Annotated in this window: 22 protein-coding genes and 1 other annotated feature; of the genes, 10 read left to right on the top strand and 12 right to left on the bottom strand. The window is 53.6% G+C overall.

The window, feature by feature from the left end:
- Position 1: 1 nt before the first annotated feature.
- Together hisG and hisL are read right to left on the bottom strand one after the other, a co-directional pair.
- Positions 2–901 (bottom strand): ATP phosphoribosyltransferase, encoded by a 900-nt coding sequence (gene hisG / locus C3432_RS02285; RefSeq protein ID WP_103775070.1) that lies wholly within the window; start codon positions 899–901, stop codon positions 2–4.
- A 68-nt stretch (positions 902–969) separates the two neighbouring features.
- Positions 970–1,093 (bottom strand) — a sequence feature (His leader region).
- Complete coding sequence (gene hisL, locus C3432_RS02275) at positions 1,069–1,119, bottom strand: his operon leader peptide (protein WP_001364200.1); 51 nt, start codon at positions 1,117–1,119, stop codon at positions 1,069–1,071. (Overlaps the previous feature by 25 nt.)
- A gap of 160 nt (positions 1,120–1,279) precedes the next feature.
- Here hisL and C3432_RS02270 point away from each other — a divergent pair, with 160 nt between their 5' ends.
- The 6 genes from C3432_RS02270 to tsuB all read left to right on the top strand — a co-directional run bounded on the left by C3432_RS02270 (position 1,280) and on the right by tsuB (position 6,223).
- Positions 1,280–2,104 (top strand): SDR family oxidoreductase, encoded by an 825-nt coding sequence (locus C3432_RS02270; protein WP_103775069.1) that lies wholly within the window; start codon positions 1,280–1,282, stop codon positions 2,102–2,104.
- Between the two features lie 46 nt (positions 2,105–2,150).
- Positions 2,151–3,080: a LysR family transcriptional regulator gene (locus C3432_RS02265; protein WP_103775068.1), complete on the top strand. Its 930-nt coding sequence runs from the start codon at positions 2,151–2,153 to the stop codon at positions 3,078–3,080.
- A 215-nt stretch (positions 3,081–3,295) separates the two neighbouring features.
- A complete protein-coding gene (gene yoeI / locus C3432_RS02260) occupies positions 3,296–3,358 on the top strand; it encodes a membrane protein YoeI (protein ID WP_099433339.1) in 63 nt (20 codons plus the stop codon).
- Complete coding sequence (locus C3432_RS02255; protein ID WP_181012861.1) at positions 3,348–4,709, top strand: APC family permease; 1,362 nt, start codon at positions 3,348–3,350, stop codon at positions 4,707–4,709. Before yoeI ends, C3432_RS02255 begins: the two co-directional genes overlap by 11 nt.
- Positions 4,710–4,920: 211 nt before the next feature.
- On the top strand, positions 4,921–5,979 hold the full coding sequence (tsuA, locus tag C3432_RS02250; RefSeq protein ID WP_103775066.1) for a thiosulfate utilization transporter TsuA/YeeE: 1,059 nt from the start codon (positions 4,921–4,923) through the stop codon (positions 5,977–5,979).
- A gap of 16 nt (positions 5,980–5,995) precedes the next feature.
- On the top strand, positions 5,996–6,223 hold the full coding sequence (tsuB, locus tag C3432_RS02245; RefSeq protein WP_103775065.1) for a thiosulfate utilization sulfurtransferase TsuB/YeeD: 228 nt from the start codon (positions 5,996–5,998) through the stop codon (positions 6,221–6,223).
- 37 nt (positions 6,224–6,260) lie between these two features.
- On the opposite strand, the gene sbcB is transcribed toward tsuB, so the two are convergent.
- Complete coding sequence (gene sbcB, locus C3432_RS02240; protein ID WP_103775064.1) at positions 6,261–7,685, bottom strand: exodeoxyribonuclease I; 1,425 nt, start codon at positions 7,683–7,685, stop codon at positions 6,261–6,263.
- Between the two features lie 230 nt (positions 7,686–7,915).
- Here sbcB and dacD point away from each other — a divergent pair, with 230 nt between their 5' ends.
- The 4 genes from dacD (at position 7,916) to C3432_RS02215 (ending at position 11,526) form a co-directional block, all read left to right on the top strand.
- Positions 7,916–9,085 carry a serine-type D-Ala-D-Ala carboxypeptidase DacD gene (gene dacD, locus C3432_RS02230; protein ID WP_103775063.1) on the top strand — a complete coding sequence of 390 codons (1,170 nt, stop codon included), beginning with the start codon at positions 7,916–7,918 and terminating at the stop codon, positions 9,083–9,085.
- Positions 9,086–9,207: 122 nt separating this feature from the next.
- A complete protein-coding gene (sbmC, locus tag C3432_RS02225) occupies positions 9,208–9,675 on the top strand; it encodes a DNA gyrase inhibitor SbmC (RefSeq protein ID WP_103775062.1) in 468 nt (155 codons plus the stop codon).
- A gap of 101 nt (positions 9,676–9,776) precedes the next feature.
- Positions 9,777–10,835, top strand: a complete 1,059-nt coding sequence (locus C3432_RS02220; RefSeq protein WP_103775061.1) for an FUSC family protein — start codon at positions 9,777–9,779, stop codon at positions 10,833–10,835.
- Positions 10,836–11,190: 355 nt separating this feature from the next.
- The gene (locus C3432_RS02215) at positions 11,191–11,526 is read left to right on the top strand and encodes a DUF496 family protein (protein ID WP_024130204.1); all 336 of its coding nucleotides are present in this window, start codon (positions 11,191–11,193) and stop codon (positions 11,524–11,526) included.
- A gap of 32 nt (positions 11,527–11,558) precedes the next feature.
- Here C3432_RS02215 and C3432_RS02210 read toward each other — a convergent pair whose 3' ends face one another.
- The 9 genes from C3432_RS02210 to pduO all read right to left on the bottom strand — a co-directional run bounded on the left by C3432_RS02210 (position 11,559) and on the right by pduO (position 19,948).
- On the bottom strand, positions 11,559–12,425 hold the full coding sequence (locus tag C3432_RS02210) for a GHMP family kinase ATP-binding protein (RefSeq protein WP_103775060.1): 867 nt from the start codon (positions 12,423–12,425) through the stop codon (positions 11,559–11,561).
- Between the two features lie 92 nt (positions 12,426–12,517).
- Positions 12,518–13,732 carry an acetate/propionate family kinase gene (locus C3432_RS02205; RefSeq protein ID WP_103775059.1) on the bottom strand — a complete coding sequence of 405 codons (1,215 nt, stop codon included), beginning with the start codon at positions 13,730–13,732 and terminating at the stop codon, positions 12,518–12,520.
- Positions 13,717–14,169 carry a EutP/PduV family microcompartment system protein gene (pduV, locus tag C3432_RS02200; RefSeq protein ID WP_103775058.1) on the bottom strand — a complete coding sequence of 151 codons (453 nt, stop codon included), beginning with the start codon at positions 14,167–14,169 and terminating at the stop codon, positions 13,717–13,719. The genes C3432_RS02205 and pduV overlap by 16 nt, the downstream gene beginning before the upstream one ends.
- A 4-nt stretch (positions 14,170–14,173) precedes the next feature.
- On the bottom strand, positions 14,174–14,524 hold the full coding sequence (pduU, locus tag C3432_RS02195) for a propanediol utilization microcompartment protein PduU (protein ID WP_103775057.1): 351 nt from the start codon (positions 14,522–14,524) through the stop codon (positions 14,174–14,176).
- Positions 14,524–15,078, bottom strand: coding sequence for a propanediol utilization microcompartment protein PduT (gene pduT / locus C3432_RS02190; RefSeq protein ID WP_103775056.1), 555 nt, complete (start codon positions 15,076–15,078; stop codon positions 14,524–14,526). The genes pduU and pduT overlap by 1 nt, the downstream gene beginning before the upstream one ends.
- 2 nt (positions 15,079–15,080) lie before the next feature.
- Positions 15,081–16,436 carry a 4Fe-4S dicluster domain-containing protein gene (locus C3432_RS02185; RefSeq protein WP_103775055.1) on the bottom strand — a complete coding sequence of 452 codons (1,356 nt, stop codon included), beginning with the start codon at positions 16,434–16,436 and terminating at the stop codon, positions 15,081–15,083.
- On the bottom strand, positions 16,433–17,545 hold the full coding sequence (locus C3432_RS02180) for a 1-propanol dehydrogenase PduQ (RefSeq protein WP_103775054.1): 1,113 nt from the start codon (positions 17,543–17,545) through the stop codon (positions 16,433–16,435). The genes C3432_RS02185 and C3432_RS02180 overlap by 4 nt, the downstream gene beginning before the upstream one ends.
- 10 nt (positions 17,546–17,555) lie before the next feature.
- Complete coding sequence (gene pduP, locus C3432_RS02175; RefSeq protein ID WP_103775053.1) at positions 17,556–18,941, bottom strand: CoA-acylating propionaldehyde dehydrogenase PduP; 1,386 nt, start codon at positions 18,939–18,941, stop codon at positions 17,556–17,558.
- Complete coding sequence (gene pduO, locus C3432_RS02170; protein ID WP_103775052.1) at positions 18,938–19,948, bottom strand: two-domain cob(I)yrinic acid a,c-diamide adenosyltransferase PduO; 1,011 nt, start codon at positions 19,946–19,948, stop codon at positions 18,938–18,940. Before pduO ends, pduP begins: the two co-directional genes overlap by 4 nt.
- Position 19,949: the final 1 nt, after the last annotated feature.

Genomic DNA, 19,949 nt, shown 5'->3' with positions numbered 1-19,949 from the left:
GTCACTCCATCATCTTTTCAATGGGCAGCACCAGAATAGAGCTGGCGCCAAGCGCTTTCAGTTTTTCCATTGTTTCCCAGAACAGGGTTTCGCTACTGACCATGTGCATTGCCACGCGCTGCTGATCGCCTGCCAGCGGCAGAATCGTCGGGCGTTCAGCGCCAGGCAACAGAGCGATCACCTCTTCCAGACGATCGCCAGGCGCATGCATCATAATGTATTTCGATTCGCGAGCCTGGATAACGCCCTGGATACGGGTCAGTAATTTGTCGACAAGCTGTTGTTTAGCGTCAGATATTTCGCCATCACGTTGGATAAGGCAGGCCTTAGAGCGGTAGATTACTTCAACTTCACGCAGACCGTTGGCTTCCAGGGTGGCGCCGGTTGAGACCAGGTCACAAATGGCATCAGACAGTCCCGCACGCGGTGCGACTTCAACAGAGCCGTTTAACAGGCAGGATTTAAAAGAGACCCCTTTCTGGTCGAGGTAACGTTTAAGCAGATGCGGATAAGAGGTCGCAATGCGTTTACCATCAAGGGCTGCCGGGCCGTCCCAGGCTTCATCAGCCGGGGTTGCCAGGGAAAGGCGACAGCCGCCAAAGTCGAGGCGACGCAGGGTAAAATAACGTGGATCTTCGCCCTGAGCGCGGCGGTTCAGCAGTTCTTCTTCCAGCACGTTTTCACCGATGATCCCCAGATCGACGACGCCATCCATAACCAGGCCCGGAATATCGTCATCACGCACGCGGAGAATATCAATGGGCATATTCTCCGCCATCGCAATCAGGCGTTGAGTATGTAAATTAATTTTAATGCCACAGCGAGCCAGTAATTCGCGTGAATCATCGCTTAAACGACCTGATTTCTGAATAGCTATGCGTAAACGGGTATTGTCTAACATTTTATTTTCCTCTTAAAGCCTGGTCCATCAGGCTATTTCCTGTCTGAACCGGTCTGAATCGCGCACCCAAAAAAAAGCCCCCGGAAGATGATCTTCCGGGGGCTTTCTCATGCGTTCATGCACCACTGGAAGATCTGAATGTCTTCCAGCACACATCGCCTGAAAGACTAGTCAGGATGATGGTGATGATGGTGGTGTTTAAATTGAACGCGTGTCATAAAATTCTCGATGAATGCTTATTCATTTGATGTCTTTTAACCTAAACCACTTTAGCGACATAAAGCAAGCGCTTTTTTTAATTCATATTTATAGTATGAATTGTCAGGCATAGCAGGCTGGCGTAGCCTTATATATGACGCATAAGCCAGGAGAGAAAGGATGAAAAAGGTCGCAATTGTCGGTTTAGGTTGGTTAGGCATGCCTTTGGCGATGTCGCTGACGGCGAGAGGCTGGCAGGTTACCGGCAGCAAAACCACGCTCGATGGGGTGGAAGCGGCCCGCATGAGCGGCATCGAAAGCTATCCGCTCCGCCTGGAGCCGGAACTGGTGTGTGAAGTGGACGACCTTGATGCACTCATGGACGTGGATGCGTTGATTGTGACGCTTCCCGCCCGGCGCAGCGGTCCCGGTGAGGATTTTTATTTGCAGGCAGTGCAGGAAGTGATTAACAGTGCGCTGGCGTATCGTATCCCGCGAATTATCTTCACCAGCTCCACCTCCGTATACGGCAAAGCCCAGGGGACGATTAAAGAGTCCACCCCATGTCAGCCGGTTACGGCCAGCGGTCGCGTGCTGAAAGAGCTTGAAGACTGGTTACATAATTTGCCGGGGACATCCGTTGATATTCTGCGCCTTGCCGGGCTGGTGGGGCCGGGACGTCATCCGGGACGCTTTTTTGCGGGTAAAACTGCGCCTGATGGTGAACATGGTGTCAATCTTGTCCATCTGGAGGATGTGATCTCCGCCATTGAATTGCTGTTACAGGCACCGAAAGGGGGACACATCTATAATATATGTGCGCCTGTGCATCCTGCACGCAAGGTTTTCTACCCGCAAATGGCGCGAATGCTTGGAATGGAGCCGCCGCAATTCCTTGATGACGCGGACAACGGTAAAGGTAAGATTATTGATGGCAGCCGGATTTGTAATGAACTGGGATTTGAATACCAGTATCCCGATCCGCTGGTGATGCCGATGGAATGAGGGGCGATGCCAGCAGGATACCGCCACATACCGGAAGGGGGCGTGTATGAAACCACTGCTGGACGTTTTGATCATTCTTGACACATTAGAGAAAGAGGGCAGCTTTGCGGCGGCGTCAGCAAAATTGTACAAGACGCCGTCGGCCCTTAGCTATACCGTCCACAGGCTGGAAAGCGATCTTAATATTCAATTACTGGATCGTAGCGGACACCGCGCCAAATTCACCCGGGCAGGTCAGATGCTGTTAGAGAAAGGCCGGGAAGTTCTGCACCGCGTCCATGAGCTGGAAAAGCAGGCCATTAAACTCCATGCAGGTTGGGAGAATGAGCTGGTTATTGGCGTTGATGATACCTTTCCTTTTTCACTCCTTGCCCCTCTTATTGAATCCTTCTATCAGCATCACAGCGTTACGCGTCTGAAGTTTATTAATGGTGTGCTGGGGAGCTCCTGGGAAGCGCTGACGCAGGGACGGGCGGATATTATCATTGGCGCGATGCGCGAACCGCCTTCCTCAAGTGATTTTGGTTTTGCCCGTCTTGGTTACCTTGAGCTGGTTTTTGCCGTGGCGCCGCACCACTCGCTGGCGCAGGAACAGGAGCCGCTGAGCCGCCGAACGGTTAAACGCTTTCGCGCCATTGTCGTGGGAGACAGCGCCCATCCGGCCTGTTCGACGGCATCCCAGCTTCTTGACGATCAGGAGGCCATTACGGTTTTTGATTTTAAGACCAAGCTGGAGCTACAGATCAGCGGGCTGGGATGCGGATATTTGCCGCGTTATCTGGCACAACGGTTCCTTGAAAGCGGCGCGCTGATTGAGAAGAATGTCGAAGCTCAAATTCTGTTTGAACCGGTGTGGATTGGCTGGAATGAACAGACCTCCGGGCTTGCAAACGTCTGGTGGCGGGATGCGGTTTTAGCAAATAGTGCTATTGCTGCGGTCTATACAAAATCCGTTGCTGGTAAATCAAGCGGTTAAGAAAAAATTTTTAACGACAAGGCCTTCATTCTCTTGTCATTTGGCTCCAGTTTGGTGCACAATGCGCCGCTTGCAAAAAATGAGATTAACCGACGTTTTCATACGCGTCGGTTATTTTTTTGCATCAAACCAATCATTCAATAAAGAGGCCGGGCTTCGTACCGGATAGATATTTACTAAAAACCGACAGTTGTTGTCGCTGAGGAATCCAGAAAATGGGGCAATTTTTTGCTTACGCGACGGCATTCGCCGTGAAGGGGAATGACCATGTCGCATAACGCTACTCCAAACACCTCTCGCGTGGAATTACGTAAAACGCTTACGTTGATTCCGGTTGTAATGATGGGTCTTGCCTATATGCAGCCGATGACGCTGTTCGATACGTTCGGTATCGTTTCGGGCCTCACTGATGGTCATGTTGCAACGGCGTACGCCTTTGCGCTGATCGCGATTCTTTTTACTGCGCTGAGCTACGGTAAACTGGTACGCCGTTTTCCGTCCGCTGGCTCTGCGTATACCTACGCCCAGAAATCCATCAGCCCGACCGTTGGCTTTATGGTGGGCTGGTCATCACTGCTGGACTACCTGTTCATGCCGATGATCAACATTCTGTTGGCGAAAATTTACTTTGAAGCCCTGGTTCCGTCGGTTCCGTCGTGGATCTTTGTTGTCGCGCTGGTGGCCTTTATGACCATCTCTAACCTGCGCAGTATCAAGACTGTAGCGAACTTCAACACCCTGATCGTAATTTTGCAGATGGGGATTGTGGCGGTTATCGTTGGGCTGATTATCTATGGCGTTGCACACGGCGAAGGTGCTGGTACGCTGACCAGTACGCGTCCGTTCTGGTCTGAAGGCGCGCATGTGGTGCCGATGATTACCGGCGCGACGATCCTGTGCTTCTCGTTCCTCGGCTTTGACGGGATCTCTTCTCTGTCTGAAGAGACCAAAGACGCCGAACGCGTGATTCCAAAGGCGATCTTCCTGACGGCGCTGATTGGTGGTCTGGTGTTTATCGGTGCATCTTACTTCCTGCAGCTGTACTTCCCGGATATCTCTCGCTTTAAGGATCCGGACGCGTCGCAGCCGGAAATCATGCTGTACGTGGCGGGTAAAACCTTCCAGTGGGGCGTCCTGATTTTCTCCAGCGTAACTGTGCTGGCTTCCGGTATGGCAGCGCATGCAGGTGTTTCGCGTCTGATGTACGTGATGGGCCGTGACGGTGTGTTCCCGACGCGTTTCTTCGGCTATATACATCCGAAATGGCGTACTCCGGCATGGAACGTGCTGCTGGTGGGGGCCATTGCTCTGCTGGCCATTAAATTTGACCTGGTTACGGCAACCGCGCTTATCAACTTTGGTGCGCTGGTGGCGTTTACCTTCGTGAACCTGTCTGTGATTTCACAGTTCTGGATCCGTGAAAAACGCAACAAGACGCTGAAAGACCACATCAACTACCTGGTTCTGCCGGTTTGTGGTGCGCTGACCGTCGGCGCTCTGTGGATCAACCTGGAAGAAAGCTCAATGGTTCTGGGGCTGATCTGGGCGGGTATTGGTCTGGTGTATCTGGCTTGCGTGACCAAAAGCTTCCGCAATCCGGTACCGCAGTACGAAGATATCGCGCAGTAATTGCGAATGGCTGTAGGCCGGATGACGCGCTGGTGTCGCCATCCGGCAAGCTTCCCAACCGGAGACCTGTTCTCCGGTTTTTTTATATCTCCGTTTTATTTCCAGCCAATAGTAATAACCGTTAGTTCTAAATTAGAGAATTTGGTTATTGGTTCTGAGCCAGTGAGTCATGAATAATTTCCTGACTAATAGACTTCTGGCTAATTAATTTATGTTTTCAATGATTATAAGCGGGCTCATTTGCGGCGCGCTGCTTGGCTTTGTCATGCAGCGAGGAAGATTCTGCCTGACCGGCGGTTTTCGTGACATGTATATTGCGAAGAACAATCGTATGTTTTATGCGTTGCTGATTGCAATTTCTGTGCAAAGCGTTGGCGTGTTCGGCCTGATCCAGATGGGACTGCTCAGCTATGATGCGGGTGCGTTTCCGTGGCTGGGAACCGTTGCGGGAGGCTATGTCTTTGGCATCGGGATTGTTTATGCGGGCGGTTGCGCCACCGGTACCTGGTATCGCGCGGGGGAAGGACTTATCGGCAGCTGGATTGCGCTGTTTACATACATGGTGATGAGTGCGGTGATGCGCTCTTCGCATGCCAGCGGGTTGAATCAGACCCTGAAAATCTACAGTACTGAACATAATTCCATTGCTGACACGCTGAATCTGTCCGTGTGGCCGCTCATTGCTGTCCTGCTGGTGGTGACGCTGTGGGTGGTGGCGAAAGAGCTGAGAAAACCAAAGCTGAACGTCGCCACCTTGCCGCCGCGTCGTACCGGTCTGGCGCATATTCTGTTTGAAAAGCGCTGGCATCCGTTTGTCACCGCCGTTCTGATTGGTCTGATTGCCCTGCTGGCATGGCCACTGAGCGAGGCCACCGGGCGGATGTTTGGGCTGGGTATCACATCACCTACTGCGAACATTCTGCAATTCCTTGTGGCAGGCGACAGTAAGTTTCTTAACTGGGGGGTGTTCCTGGTACTGGGCATCTTCCTCGGTTCGTTCATTGCGGCGAAAGCCAGCCGGGAATTCCGCGTTCGTGCTGCCGATGCGGCAACCACTTTGCGCAGCGGTTTTGGCGGGCTGCTGATGGGGTTTGGTGCGAGCATTGCCGGGGGCTGTTCAATCGGTAACGGTCTGGTGATGACGGCGATGATGACCTGGCAAGGCTGGATCGGCCTGGTCTTTATGATTCTTGGTGTCTGGACCGCGTCATGGATTGTGTATGTCAGACCACAGCGCAGGGCCAGACTGACTGCTGCTGCGGCAAATTAAGCGTAAGGATTGAATTATGGCGATTAGAAAACTGGATGTGGTGACGCAGGTTTGTCCGTTTCCACTTATTGAAGCAAAAGCGGCGCTGGCTGAAATGGCCAGCGGCGATGAACTGGTGATTGAATTTGACTGTACCCAGGCAACCGAAGCTATTCCGCAATGGGCCGCTGAAGAGGGACATGCCATAACCGATTACCAGCAGGTCGGTGATGCGGCCTGGAGTATCACGGTACAGAAAGCGTAAATGCGAACCCTCCGCCTGCTGGCGGAGGGATTAACGGTCAGACAATCTCTTCGGCGTATTGCCATAACGCTTTTAGCAACGTTAACTTCTCTTTGTTATCAGCGAATTGCTGGGATAACGCTTGCAGCTCGTTAGCGTAACTTTGCAAAAATTCAGGCGTGAAGACCTGACGGCGGTGATCCAGCCAGCGCTGTTGCTCTGCTTCGTCCAGCGTGCCGGGGAAGTTACGTGCCCGATAGTTGAACAACAGTTTCTCAATGCGTTTATCAACAAAGGTGATATCCAGCGCGGGTAAATTGCGCGGGTTAGTTTCCAGCACGATCTTCATGGCCGCCCGGTCAGCATCGCTAAAGAAGCCGTTGTAGAGCTGGGCATCCACATTATCGGATGGTGTGAAAGGGGGCGCCTCGGCAAAAATAGCGACCACCTTATCGCGGACCTGCGGGTTCTCGCGCAGGACTTTCAGATTATTAAGACAATGCTGGCGGTTAATACCCAGACGGTCGGCATCTTCCGGACGCAATGTATTCGCCTGTGCCAGCACCGGACATTTATTTATGTGCACCAGTTTTACCGGAACTGCTGCGTCATCGCCAAGATCGGCTTTGGCAGTGTAGAGCCTTTCACGCAGGGTATCGCTGTCCAGCTCAAGCAGGGGGGAAATATCGCCGGCCAGGTCCACCATAATCACCGCGTTGCGGTTTTCCGGATGCCAGGCCAGCGGCGCAACCCAACTGGTGTTGCCGCGCCATGCGCCAAACATGCCGGAAATGTGCACCAGTGGCTTCATCTGCGGGACATCAATCAGCGCGGACAGCTTGTGTTTGTTACGGTGAGTATAAAGATAATCAAACAGGCGGGGCTGGCACGATTTTACCCGTTGCGCCATCGCAATAGTGGCATATACGTCAGCCATTGCATCGTGTGCATTGCTGTGCTCGATCCCGTTAGCCTTTGTCAGATGTTCCAGACGGAAGCTTGGCCGCCCATCGTCATTTTCCGGCCAGTTGATCCCCTCCGGACGCAGTGCATAACAGGCGCGCATGACGTCCAGTAAATCCCAGCGGGAATTATCGTGCTGCCAGCTCCAGGCGTAGGGATCGTAGAAGTTTCGGTAGAGAACATTGCGCGTCACTTCATCATCGAAGCGAACGTTGTTGTAACCCACAATGCAGGTTTTCGGCACGGTAAACAGTGAGTGAATACGAGCGGCAAACGCGGCCTCATTCTCTCCTTTTTCCCGTGCTTCCTGCGGGGTGATGCCGGTAATGAGCACCGCTCCCGGCTGCGGCAGATAGTCGTCAGCGGGTTTACAGTAAAAAACCTCAGGGTCACCGATAAGGTTGAAATCGCTATCGGTACGAATGGCCGCAAACTGTGCGGGTCTGTCCAGCGCCGGGTGGGTGCCAAAGGTTTCATAATCATGGAACAGGAAGGTGGGGTGCTGCTTACCGTCATTCATAGATATGCTAATTCCGTTACTCTCTGTTAACGCGCGCCAGAACGTTTAAGAGTACCAAATATCAGGTCGGCTTTCATTGGCGTTATAACAAATCACCGGATGGCAAAGGTGAGACGATCAACAGGGTATTATGGATGTGTGCTCTGTGTCACATTTCCTTGCAATTTATCCCTGTTCGTTTATCAGGATTTCCGTAAAAAGAACCCCTGTTTAACACTCCAGAGGATACGCTGTTGAAACGCCGTCTGTTTATTGCCGCTTCTTTATTCGCTTTGACTCTTTCTTCCGCTTCCGCGGCTGAGGCTGTTCGTTTTTCTCCACAACCTCCCATGATTGAAGCGGGTTCGTGGGTGCTCATGGATTACACCACAGGGCAGATCCTTACCGCCGGTAATGAACATCAGCAGCGTAATCCGGCGAGCCTGACCAAACTGATGACGGGTTACGTCGTCGATCGCGCCATCGACAGTCATCGTATTAGCCCTGACGATATGGTGACGGTAGGCCGCGACGCATGGGCGAAAGACAACCCGGTGTTCGTCGGATCTTCTCTGATGTTTCTCAAAGAAGGGGAGCGTGTCTCCGTTCGTGATCTCAGCCGCGGACTGATTATTGATTCCGGCAATGATGCCTGCGTGGCCCTGGCTGATTACATCGCAGGTGGGCAGCCACAGTTCGTGGCGCTGATGAACAGCTATGTGCAAAAGTTAAACCTGCGGGATACGCATTTTGAAACGGTGCACGGGCTTGATGCGCCGGGACAACACAGCTCTGCTTACGATCTGGCCGTGCTTTCTCGTGCCATTATCCACGGTGAACCTGAGTTTTATCATATGTACAGCGAGAAGAGTCTTGCCTGGAATGGGATCACCCAGCAAAACCGTAACGGGTTGCTGTGGGATAAAACGATGAATGTTGACGGCCTGAAAACAGGACATACCTCCGGTGCCGGTTTTAACCTGATTGCTTCAGCGGTTGACGGTCAGCGACGTCTTATTGCGGTCGTTATGGGGGCTAACAGTTCAAAAGGCCGTGAGGACCAGGCGCGGAAACTGCTGCAGTGGGGACAGCAAAACTTCGATACGGTGCAAATATTGCGCAGCGGCAAGCAGGTAGGCGCTGAGCGTATCTGGTATGGCGATAAAGAGAACATTGCCCTGGGGACCGGGCAGGATTTCTGGATGGTGCTGCCGAAAGCGGAGATCCCGAATATCAAAGCAAAATATGTTCTTGATACCAAAGAACTGAACGCGCCGATTGCCGCGCACCAGAGGGTAGGGGAGATTGAACTCTATGACCGGGACAAGCTGGTCGCGCACTGGCCGCTGGTAACGCTGGAAGCGATTGGCAAGGGAGGAATGTTCTCCCGACTCAGTGATTACTTCCATCACAAAGCCTGATTATCTTTGACAGCAGACTGGCAGGAGTGCGGGTCTGCTCACATAATAATCATGATTTCCTTGTGGCTGTCGTAAGGGCTGAATTACACTGTATATAAATACAGTGTAATAGTGGAGGCAATATGAACTACGAGATTAAACAGGCAGACAGACGCACAACCGCGGGTTTTCACCTGGTCGGTCCCTGGGAACAGACGGTGAAGCAGGGTTTTGAACAGCTCATGATGTGGGTCGGTAATAAGCAGATTGTCCCGCAGGAGTGGATTGCTGTGTATTATGACAATCCGGACGAAGTCCCGGCTGAAAAACTGCGTTGCGATACGGTTGTATCTGTACCGGACGATTTTGTCATTCCGGAAAACAGCGAAGGAGTGACGCGCGGTGAAATTGCTGGCGGTCAGTATGCGGTCGCCATTGCTCGTGTTGAAAACCATGATTTTGCGACGCCCTGGCACGCATTTTTTAATAGCCTGATGGAAGACAGTCAGTACCAGATGTCAATGAAGCCTTGCTTTGAGGTTTACCTTAACGATGGCTCAAAAGATGGGTACTGGGATCTTGAAATGTACATCGCTGTAGAGCCGAAATAACCATTGTCTCAGTAACCGGAGTGGGCGGGGTTGATGTCCTGTTTGCTCCGCTGTCACTTGTGGGTACAATTTGTGTTTTGCCCTTCTGACGGAGTGCCCAGGTGCGTGCAGACAAGTCGCTAAGCCCTTTTGAAATTCGTTTATACCGCCATTATCGTATTGTGCATGGCATCCGCATTGCGCTGGCGTTTATCCTCACTTTCCTGCTGGTTCGTCTGTTTAATATTCCTGAAGGTACATGGCCGCTCATTACGCTGGTCGTGATCATGGGGCCAATCTCCTTTTGGGGAAATGTAGTGCCGCGTGCCTTTGAGAGAATTGGCGGCACGATTTTAGGGTCAGCACTGGGGCTGGTGGCGCTGCGTCTGGAACTCTTCTCATTACCGCTGATGCTCATCTGGTGCGCCGCAGCTATGTTCCTGTGTGGCTGGCTGGCATTAGGTAAAAAACCTTATCAGGCTCTGCTCATCGGTATCACCCTTGCCGTTGTGGTTGGCGCGCCGGCAGGCGACATGAACACGGCGTTATGGCGCGGGGGAGATGTCATTCTTGGTTCGCTGCTGGCGATGCTCTTTACCGGGATCTGGCCTCAGCGCGCATTTTTGCACTGGCGTATTCAGCTGGCGAACTGCATGGCGGCATACAACCGCGTCTATCAGGCGGCGCTTTCGCCGAATTTGCTGGAACGGCCCCGACTGGACAAACATCTGCAAAAGCTGCTGGGCGATGTGGTTAAAATGCGCGGGTTAATCACCCCGGCAAGCAAAGAGACACATATTCAGAAATCCATTTTTGAAGCCATTCAGACGATTAACCGTAATCTGGTCTGTATGCTTGAGCTGCAAATCAATGCCCACTGGGCTACGCGCGCCAGCCATTTCGTCATGCTGAACGCCCATACTCTGCGTGAAACTCAGCAAATGACGCAGCAGACATTGCTGACGATTGTTCATGCGCTGTATGAGGGGAATCCGCAACCGATTCTCGCTAATACAGAAAAACTAAATGACACCGTGGAAGAGCTGCGCCAGTTGATCGGTGAGTATCGTGAAATCAATGTCGCTGAAACGCCGATACATGGCTATGTTTGGTTGAGCATGGAAACAGCGCGGCAACTTGAGCTGTTGTCGCATTTAATCTGCCGGGCGTTGCGCAAATAAACAGCAGACGAGAGGGATGGCATAGCGGCTGCTTCGATTCAGCAAGGATTAAGGGTATGATGGACGCAAGGAAATACCCTTAATAATACAAGTTTCGGGAAAGCGGCAAGTGAGACGAACCCTGACGCTTACATCTGTAAGTGACAGGAATGAACGCCAGGTCTGTCTGGAACAGATTTCAACGGCCCGTAAGGGCGAGGTTCAACGATGGGCCGGGGCGCTCCGCCAGCGCACAGGTAACTTGAAGTATGACGGGTATAAAAGCATTGTCATCGGCAGCGGCAAAAAGTAATGTAAACCATCACTTATACGTTGTTTAAACGAATCCGAATCTCACATTATCAGGGGTGTATAAATGGAAACTAACAAACCATCTTTCCAGGACGTGCTGGAATTTGTTCGTCTATTCCGTCGTAAGAACAAGCTGCAACGCGAAATCCAGGACGTTGAGAAAAAGATCCGTGACAACCAGAAGCGCGTACTGCTGCTGGACAATCTGAGCGATTACATTAAGCCGGGTATGAGCGTGGAAGCGATCCAGGGCATCATCGCCAGCATGAAAAGCGACTATGAAGATCGCGTTGATGATTACATCATCAAAAATGCTGAGATCTCCAAAGAACGCCGCGACATCTCTAAAAAGCTGAAAGCGATGGGCGAAATGAAAAACGGCGATGCGAAAGCAGAGTAACGTTTCCTGAAAATAAGGGGGAAATGTCCCCCTTACAGGACGTCAACCCCGCCAGAAACCATCCGTAACAAATGTTGTTCAGGCCAGTGTTCATTGAGTTTCTTCTGTGCCAGCAGCCACTGGACGTACTCAACGTCATGACGATTTCTGTCCAGCATCAGACCGACAACGCTGCCGCTGTGCGCCACGTTTACCCCGTATAAATCACATTCTTCCATTAATGACAGCAGGGCATCAAAATCTGGCTTCGGCAACAGCGCCTGGCTGGCGATCGCACTCAGCGTGGCCGCTTCTCCCATTCGGTAAGGATTTTGGCTGATGCAGGCTTCCTGAACCTTTTCCCAGGCCCGTTTAAGTGCGGGGGCGCCCGCATGTAACCCCGCCTGACGCGGGATACGATGATAATCCGCCGTACGTAAGGTCACCGGGCTTTCAAGCACTAACAGATCCAGTTCGGGCTGCGCTTCGCAGGCAATTTGTGTGGAGGCGTCGTTATGATCGAAAAGGGTTAACTGGCGAAACACGGTGCTGTCAGTGGGCTCAAGCGAAACGCAAAGCGCAGCCAGCGTGCTTTCATCCAGCGGATGGCCCAGATGGTGCGCAGTGGCAACAGCGGTGGCGGCAATATCCGCTGTACTGCTGGCCATCCCTTTAGCAACAGGGATCGTTGAATGGACATCAATGCGAATATCCTGGGTCATCTGCGCCGGATAGTGCCAGTGCTGTAACAACCGGTTGACCATAGCACGTGAAAGGGGACGCTCATCAGCCCGCGGTGAACCGTTGCAGACTTCAACGGTGCTGTACCATTCGACAGGGCAGGAGACCAGTTTTTCACTGCCCAAAATCCAGCCCTGAATGAGTTCTCCGCATGATGCGGGACACTGCGCAACAGCCACGTTTTCACCTTTCTGGTCAGCAATCCTTGGCGCATAGTGTCATGGCGATTGCGCTATTGCCATGATTTACCGCAATTTGCGGTGTGGCAGTATCAGGCCGAAACGGCCAGCGTCTCCGTCTCCGCCAGGGCGATACGCATTACGTCTCTGGCAATCATTAATTCTTCATTGGTATTGATGACGGCGACTTTGACCATCGCGTTTTCTGCCTGGATAAAGTTGGCGTTACGCTGGTTTTTCTCCTCGTCAACGGCCAGCCCCAGAAAATGCAGGTTGTGGCAAATTGCTGCCCTGGCACGAGCTGAGTTCTCACCAATACCGCCGGTGAAGACCAGCGCATCCAGACCGCCCATCTGCATAATATAGCTGCCGATGGTTGCGCGGATACGTTCAGCAAACAGCGTGAGAGCCAGTTCTGCCCGGCGGTTTCCGCTCGCTGCGGCCTGTTCAACGTCGCGGTAGTCAGACGATACGCCAGAAACGCCTAACAGCCCAGACTCATTATTTAACAGTTGGTTAAGTTGTTGAGGGGTTTTGCCTTCACGCTGGGCAACCCACGGTAAAATAGAGGGGTCGATATCACCGCTGCGGGTTCCCATCATCACGCCGGACTGCGGGGTGAATCCCATTGAGGTATTAACTGACCACCCACCTTTGATGGCGCAAATACTGCTGCCATTACCCAGATGACAACACACCACGCGCAGGGCGCTGAGCGGCACCCCTAATTTTTCTGCCAGAGTGGTACTGACGTATTTGTGGCTGGTGCCGTGAAAGCCGTAGCGACGGATACCCAGTTCTGCATAATAGCGCCAGGGCAGAGGGTAGATATAAGCGGACTCGTCCAGCGTCTGGTGAAAAGAGGTATCAAAAACGGCAACGGCGGGGGCGTCGGGTAATAGCTGGCGGAACACGTTGATGCCGAGCGCGTTGACCGGATTGTGAAGCGGAGCCAGTTCAGCAAGGCGCTCGATCTCCGCTAACGTTTCATCGGTGACGCGCACAGAGTCTTTAAACGTTTCCCCCCCATGCGCCACGCGGTGGCCCACGCCGTCGATCTCCTGCAGGCTGGTAATGATGTGGTAACCGAGCAGTTTTTCCAGTAACAGGGTTACCGCTTCACGATGGTCGGCGACAGGGGATGTCTCCTGCCACTTCTGTGCTGGCGTTTTGATGGTAACCTGCGCGTCAGACATGCCAATACGCTCAATCAGTCCCTGGCAGATTACACTTCCCTGCGGCATTGCCAGTAACTGAAATTTAAGGGATGAACTGCCCGCGTTAATGGCCATTATTTTGTGAGACATGGAGATTCCTTTGAATTCAGAAAGGAGAATATTTCATCAAATCCGCTGTTCGTCACCGCACTGGTGATGAAGACTTTTTCAGCGCCGGCCTGCGCCAGCCAGTCTGCCACGAGTGAAATACGTTTTGTGTTTGCTAAATCCGCTTTGGTGACCAGACCAATAACCGGCCGGTTCATCGGGCCAGTGAATCCGGGAGAGAAAGGCGACCACGGGGCGTCGGCGTTAAGCACCAGAGCGATAATATCTGCCTCGCAGGCGCTTGCCAGCAGCGCGCTGTACAGGCAACGGTTTTCAATATACTCACCCGGAGTGTCAATGGTGGCTGGCGACCAGACGATCGCCTGCGTTTTCTGGTAGTGAAGCGATTCCCCACGCATACACTGGGTGAGCGATGTCTTTCCACACTGGCTTGGGCCAACTAACATCATACGTTTCATGGCGTCAGGTCCGTGTGACAGGACAAGCGGTAAAGCTCATCATTTCACCCAGCGTTCGGGTGACCTGTTTCAGTGCGTATTCGACAGAGGAGACGTCGCCCGTCAATACCACCGCGCCGGTGAAACGATCGAGAAAGCCGATCTCCACAGCGCCCGACTTAGTGGCAATATCACAGGCGATGATAGACGCCTCACTCGGCGTAATCGTCAGGATGCCAATGGCGGAAACCGTATCCTGCAATCCCAGCTTTTTAAACAGATCTTTCCCCGGATTGGCGATCAGGTGCGCCAGCGTGACCTGTTTACCCGGAACATATTCCTGGATCATGCGATCCGTGGGTGGCTGTCTTTCCATCATCCCTCCACCATCTGACGCCACATGGCTTCATGCGGACGTGGAATTACGGAACGCCAGACCAGTAATCCTTTTTCACCCGCGCTCTCGCTGGCAACGATAACGGCGTTGTTTACATCAGAGACATCTCCGGCGACCACCATGTAACATTTGCCGCCAATACCGAACGCCATATGTACGCGCACTAATGTGACGTTTGAGGCTTTCACCGCCCGGTCAGCCGCGCTGATGCAGGCCGCTACGCTCCAGGTTTCGACGATCCCCACGGACTGACGCTGCTCAACGTTATTCAGACCGCTGATTGCGGGCAGCACGCTGGCATGGATGTTGGGTAACACCAGGCTGTCGACGAGCATTTCTCCGGCAAGCGATGTGCCGGTTTCAATGGCCTGCTGAACGGCACCGACGTCGCCTCCCAGCATGATAAGGAATTTACCCGGGCAAATCGTTTTGCTGACCAGCAGGGTAACGTTGGCGCTTTTCAGCATTGCATCGCCGGTTTCCATCCCTGTGGCGATGCTGGTGAGTTCTAAAATACCTATAGCCTGAGACATGGTTAACCTCTTACAACGGTGATGGCCAGTTCTGTTATGTCACTGACAATGCCGTCAATACTGGCATGAACAGGGGCGCCTGACGCATCCGGCGCCATGTCGGCAACGCATTGACCACGAACAACGCGATCGCCTTTTTGCACGCAGGGAACGGCACTGGCGCCAATATGCTGGCGCAGTAACAATGTCGTTTTTTCCGTGGTGAACTCGACGTCTGAGAGCGGTGCTTCCTGGTACCACGGGCTAAGTCCCAGTTTGGCAATCAGCCGCTTAACTGGCACCAGGCGATATTTCGCCATTTCATCGGCGGGGTTGAGCGGTCCTGTATAGCGCTGGTTTTGCGCCCGCAGTTCACGCTTAAGCATGCGGTTAATCCGCATTGGTGAGATACCCACCGGGCACGCCACGCTTTCGCAGACGTTGCATTCCGAGCAGGTCAGGGCGCTGAGCAGCAGTTGCGGGGTGGCGGTTTGCTGGAAATTGACGGCGCGTACCAGCAAATGTGGTGATAGCTCATGACCGATGAGATGGCGCGGGCAGAGGTCGGTACACAGACGACACTGCTCGCACACGGTTTTCGCTACCGACAGTATGGTGCGTTCATCCTGCAAACGACGCTGTATCAGAGGATGCGATTTCGGCAGAACCAGCAGGCCGCCGGTGGTTTTCGTCACCGGACTATCCAGCGAGGTAATCAGACTGCCCATCATAGGGCCGCCGTTGATAAATCCAGGGGAGTCCACGGTTGCTCCGCCCGCCAGCGCCAGAACCTCTCGCAGGGACATCCCGACAGGCACGGTCAGCGTTAGCGGCTTCGCAACCGCCCCGTTGACCGTGAGCGTCCGGCGCGTAACCGGATACTGCTGCTCAACGGCTCTGGCGATATTGAGCACGGTCTGGACGTTATTGACCACCACGCCCACGCTGACGGGGAGTGCGGCAGGCGGAACGCGACGACCCGTTGCCATCCAGATAGTCAGCACTTCGTCACCAGCCGGGTAAACGTCAGGCAGGATATGCAGTCTGATATGTGCAGGCAGGAGCGGGGTTAAGGCGCTGATAGCAGGCTGATATTTTTCTTTGAGCGCAATGATGCCTTCACTGGCGCCCGTTGCCGTCATCGCATACTGTACCCCGCGAACCAGGCGGGTAGCCTGCTGAACCATCAGTTGCTGATCGACTTTCAGCATCGGTTCACATTCAGCGGCGTTGACCAGAAAGGTATCGACCTGCGCCTGTAGTTTGACGTGCGCAGGAAAACCAGCCCCTCCGGCACCGACCACACCCGCGGCGCGAACCGCATCGCGAATGGTCTGCGCATCATAATGAGGGGATTCTGTATTCAGGGTCGTATTCATAACAACTCCTCAAGCAGTTCCCCAAGAGCATTCGCATCTGCGGTGCGTGGATTGGTTTTCAGCGTTACGTCGGCCAGCGCCGCCTGAACCATCGCCGGAATGCGTTGCGACCAGCTCAGCTTACCTTCTTTCAGTGCGTCGGCCAGCGTCGGGATCGCGCAAGCTTTTTTAAGTTTTTCAATGTGCTGAATTAGCGCATTCACGCTGGCTACTTCATTTGCGCTGTCCGGACACAGATGACAGGCTTTGGCGAATCGGGCATAGCGTTTTGCCGCTCGCGGATCGTGGGCGTTGAAGCGGATCACCGAAGCGAGCAGCAGGGCATTCGCCAGACCGTGCGGCAGGTGGAACTGTCCGCCCAGCTGATGTGCAATTGCGTGATTCAGCCCAAGTCCCGCCTGGCTAAAGGCCATCCCGGCAAGCGTCGCGGCGTTGTGCATTTTGCCTCGTGTTGCCAGACAGTCACCTTTATTCACCGCCACGGGTAAATACTGAAAGACAATCTGGGCCGCTTTTTCTGCAAGCGCATCCGTAAAGTCGCTGGCGCGCGAAGAAACATAGGCTTCAAGCGCGTGAGTCAACACGTCCAGGCCGGTGTTGGCAGTGATCGCCGGGGGAACGCTGACCACCAGCGTGGGGTCGAGGATTGCCATATCCGGATAAAGCGCATTATCAAACAGGGGATATTTAATCCCCTTATCCGGATCGCTGATGACGCAGGCGCTGGTGACTTCCGAACCGGTTCCGCTGGTGGTGGGGATCGCCACGCAGGTTTCGATTTCGATGCCAAACTGACGGCTGAACCAGACAATCGCTTTTGCCGCATCAAGCGCCGAGCCACCGCCAAAGCCAATCACCACGTCAGGACGCAGGGACTGCATTTGCGCAATTCCCTGAACCACCGTATTGATCGTTGGGTCTGGGGTAATCTCGCTAAAGATACTGATGCGGTTGTCCGTCGACAGCGCATCGCGCAGCGTGTCGATCAGTGGAGAACGCGCCAGAAATCCATCGCAGATAATCCAGATATGTTTATTCGTAAAACGGCCAAGCACCTTCAGGCTTCCTGATCCGCTGTACAAACGTGTTTGCAGTGAAAAGGTTTTCATCACTACCTCGTTAGCGGATTGAGAAACCGTTAGTCAGCACACAGCGGCGAGAACGCGCAAAAGTTCGCGCTGACGTGGTGCCCTCACCGGTAGGCGTGGCGATGGTGAAGGTGGTGAAACCTTCGCCGCCGACGCCAATGCCTGCATAGGATGGACCGTTCTTCACAAAGATGGAGGTTTGCAAAGTGCGGGCGGCCAGATTCAGGCGTGAAACGTTCTGTGAGTGCATGATCGCGGTATGGTGCAGGCCTTCTTCAACTTTCAGCGCCAGCGCCAGCGCGCTGTCAAAATCCGGCACCTTGACTACGGGCAGCATCGGCATCAACTGTTCGCTGGTAACCCAGGGATCGTCTGCTTTTACCACGGCAATGAGCAGGCGCGGCGCTTTTGCCGGAACGGCAATTCCGGCTGCTTCAAGCATGGCTGAGGGACTTTTGCCAACCAGTTTCTTGTTGGCCTGGCCTTCAGGCAGGCAGACAGCGCGCAGTTTTTCTGTCTCTGCCGGATTAAGAAGCAGTGCGCCAAAGCTTTGCATTTGCTGAATCAGCTTCTCTGCCACGGACTCTACAACAATCAGGCTTTTCTCCGCGATGCAGGGCAGGTTGTAATCAAAGGAGGCGCCGTTGATGATATCTTCCGCCGCTTTCACCAGATCGGCCGTTTCATCGACGATGCACGGTGGATTGCCCGCACCAGCGCCTATGACTTTCTTCCCGCTTTTCATACCCATAGCCACAATACCCGGACCGCCGGTAATCGCCAGAACGGCAATTTTCGGGTGCGCCATCATCTGCTGGGTGGCTTCAAATGTCGGCTCGGCAACGGTCACCACCAGATTACGAATTCCGCAGCAGCGGAAAGCGATATCCTCGATCATCGCAATCAGTTTGAGTGAGACAACTTTTGCCCCCGGATGTGGGCTGAAGTAAACGCTGTTTCCGGCAGCCAGCATGCTGATGCTATTGTTGATAATGGTTTCTGTCGGATTAGTACTCGGCGCCACGGAACCTATCACCCCGAATGGCGAGTATTCAAACAGCACCATGCCGCCATCGCCGGTCAGCGCGGTTGTGGTCAAATCCTCAATGCCCGGTGTGTTATCCAGCGCCGCTTTGTTTTTAAGTAATTTATCCTCTTTGTTGCCCATTCCCGTTTCTGCCGCGCTCTCAGCGGCAAGCGCAGACAAATGAGGCGTCAGCTCTTCGCGAATGGCGCTAATGATGGCACTGCGGGTTTTAAGTGGGCACTGCTGATAACGTAAGAAGGCATGGTGAGCGGCATCGATCGCCTCACCAACGGACTGAAAGATACCGTTCCCTTTGACTTCCGCATTGGCGGGAGCCAGCTGTTCGCTCAAAATGTTACGGATGAGGGTTTCCAGTTCAGAAGTATTCATTGATGTGTTCTCACGTTAATTGCCGCGATTGCGGCTTGTGCAATTTCCATGTCCTGCTCAACGCTTCCTCCGCTGATGCCAAGACCCCCAATCAGCAATCCGTCACGCCACAGCGGATAGCCGCCGCCAAAGGTGACCACTTTCCCCTGCATATGGCTTTCCAGTCCGTAAAGCGGCGCGCCTGGCTGTACCGCTGCAGCAAGCTCATGCGTGGCCGTTTTCATTGCCACTGCGGTCCATGCTTTCTTTGGGGCCAGTTCACTGCTAACCAGCAGAGCGTCAGGCATACGCCACGTCACGGTTTCGGTTCCGTTGGCATCCACTATGCTGACGACAACCGGAACCTGTAATATTTGCGCCCGCTCCACGGCGTAACGGGTCAACTGATGGAGATCCTGAAAAGAGAGGGACATTGCGGATTCCTTCACCGATGGGGAGCGATCGTTCGAAGCCAGATAACGCTTCGTGACCTCCCGAATAATGTTGTTCTGGTGGGCGTCGTGATCTTCGGCACGTGCCAGCGCATACAGACAGTCTGAGAGTCGATTGATATAACGCATCAGTACATGTCTGACGGAGGCTTCCGTTGAGAGCTCGACCAGGCGACGCTCAGCGCGACGGGCGAGCGTGCGGGCAAAATGCAGTCGACCGGCGGCTTCACAGCGTCCTGGCAGGATAAAACTGCGCAGTGGCGCAACGCGACCCATAGCGGTATCAATCGCGGCTTCCAGGGCGGCGATCTCTTCCGAGCTGATATAGCGCCGATCGGGCGCAGGTTCTTCGCTTTCGCTGGCAAGCTCGGCGCTGAACCAGAATATTTGTAGCTGGATAGATTCCAGCAGAGTGCGATGTTGTTCGCAGGTTGTGGCGCAGATGCACAAACTCAGGGCGGCATTGAGTTCATCGAGCGTACCGTAGGCTTCAACGCGCGGATGTGTTTTACTGACGCGTTGTCCGGTGAAGAGGGCGGTTGTGCCAGCATCGCCCGTACGGGTATAAATTGCCATA

This window comes from Citrobacter amalonaticus, assembly GCF_002918555.1.
Taxonomy (GTDB): domain Bacteria; phylum Pseudomonadota; class Gammaproteobacteria; order Enterobacterales; family Enterobacteriaceae; genus Citrobacter_C; species Citrobacter_C amalonaticus_A.
This window is presented reverse-complemented; position numbering and strand designations above follow the sequence as displayed.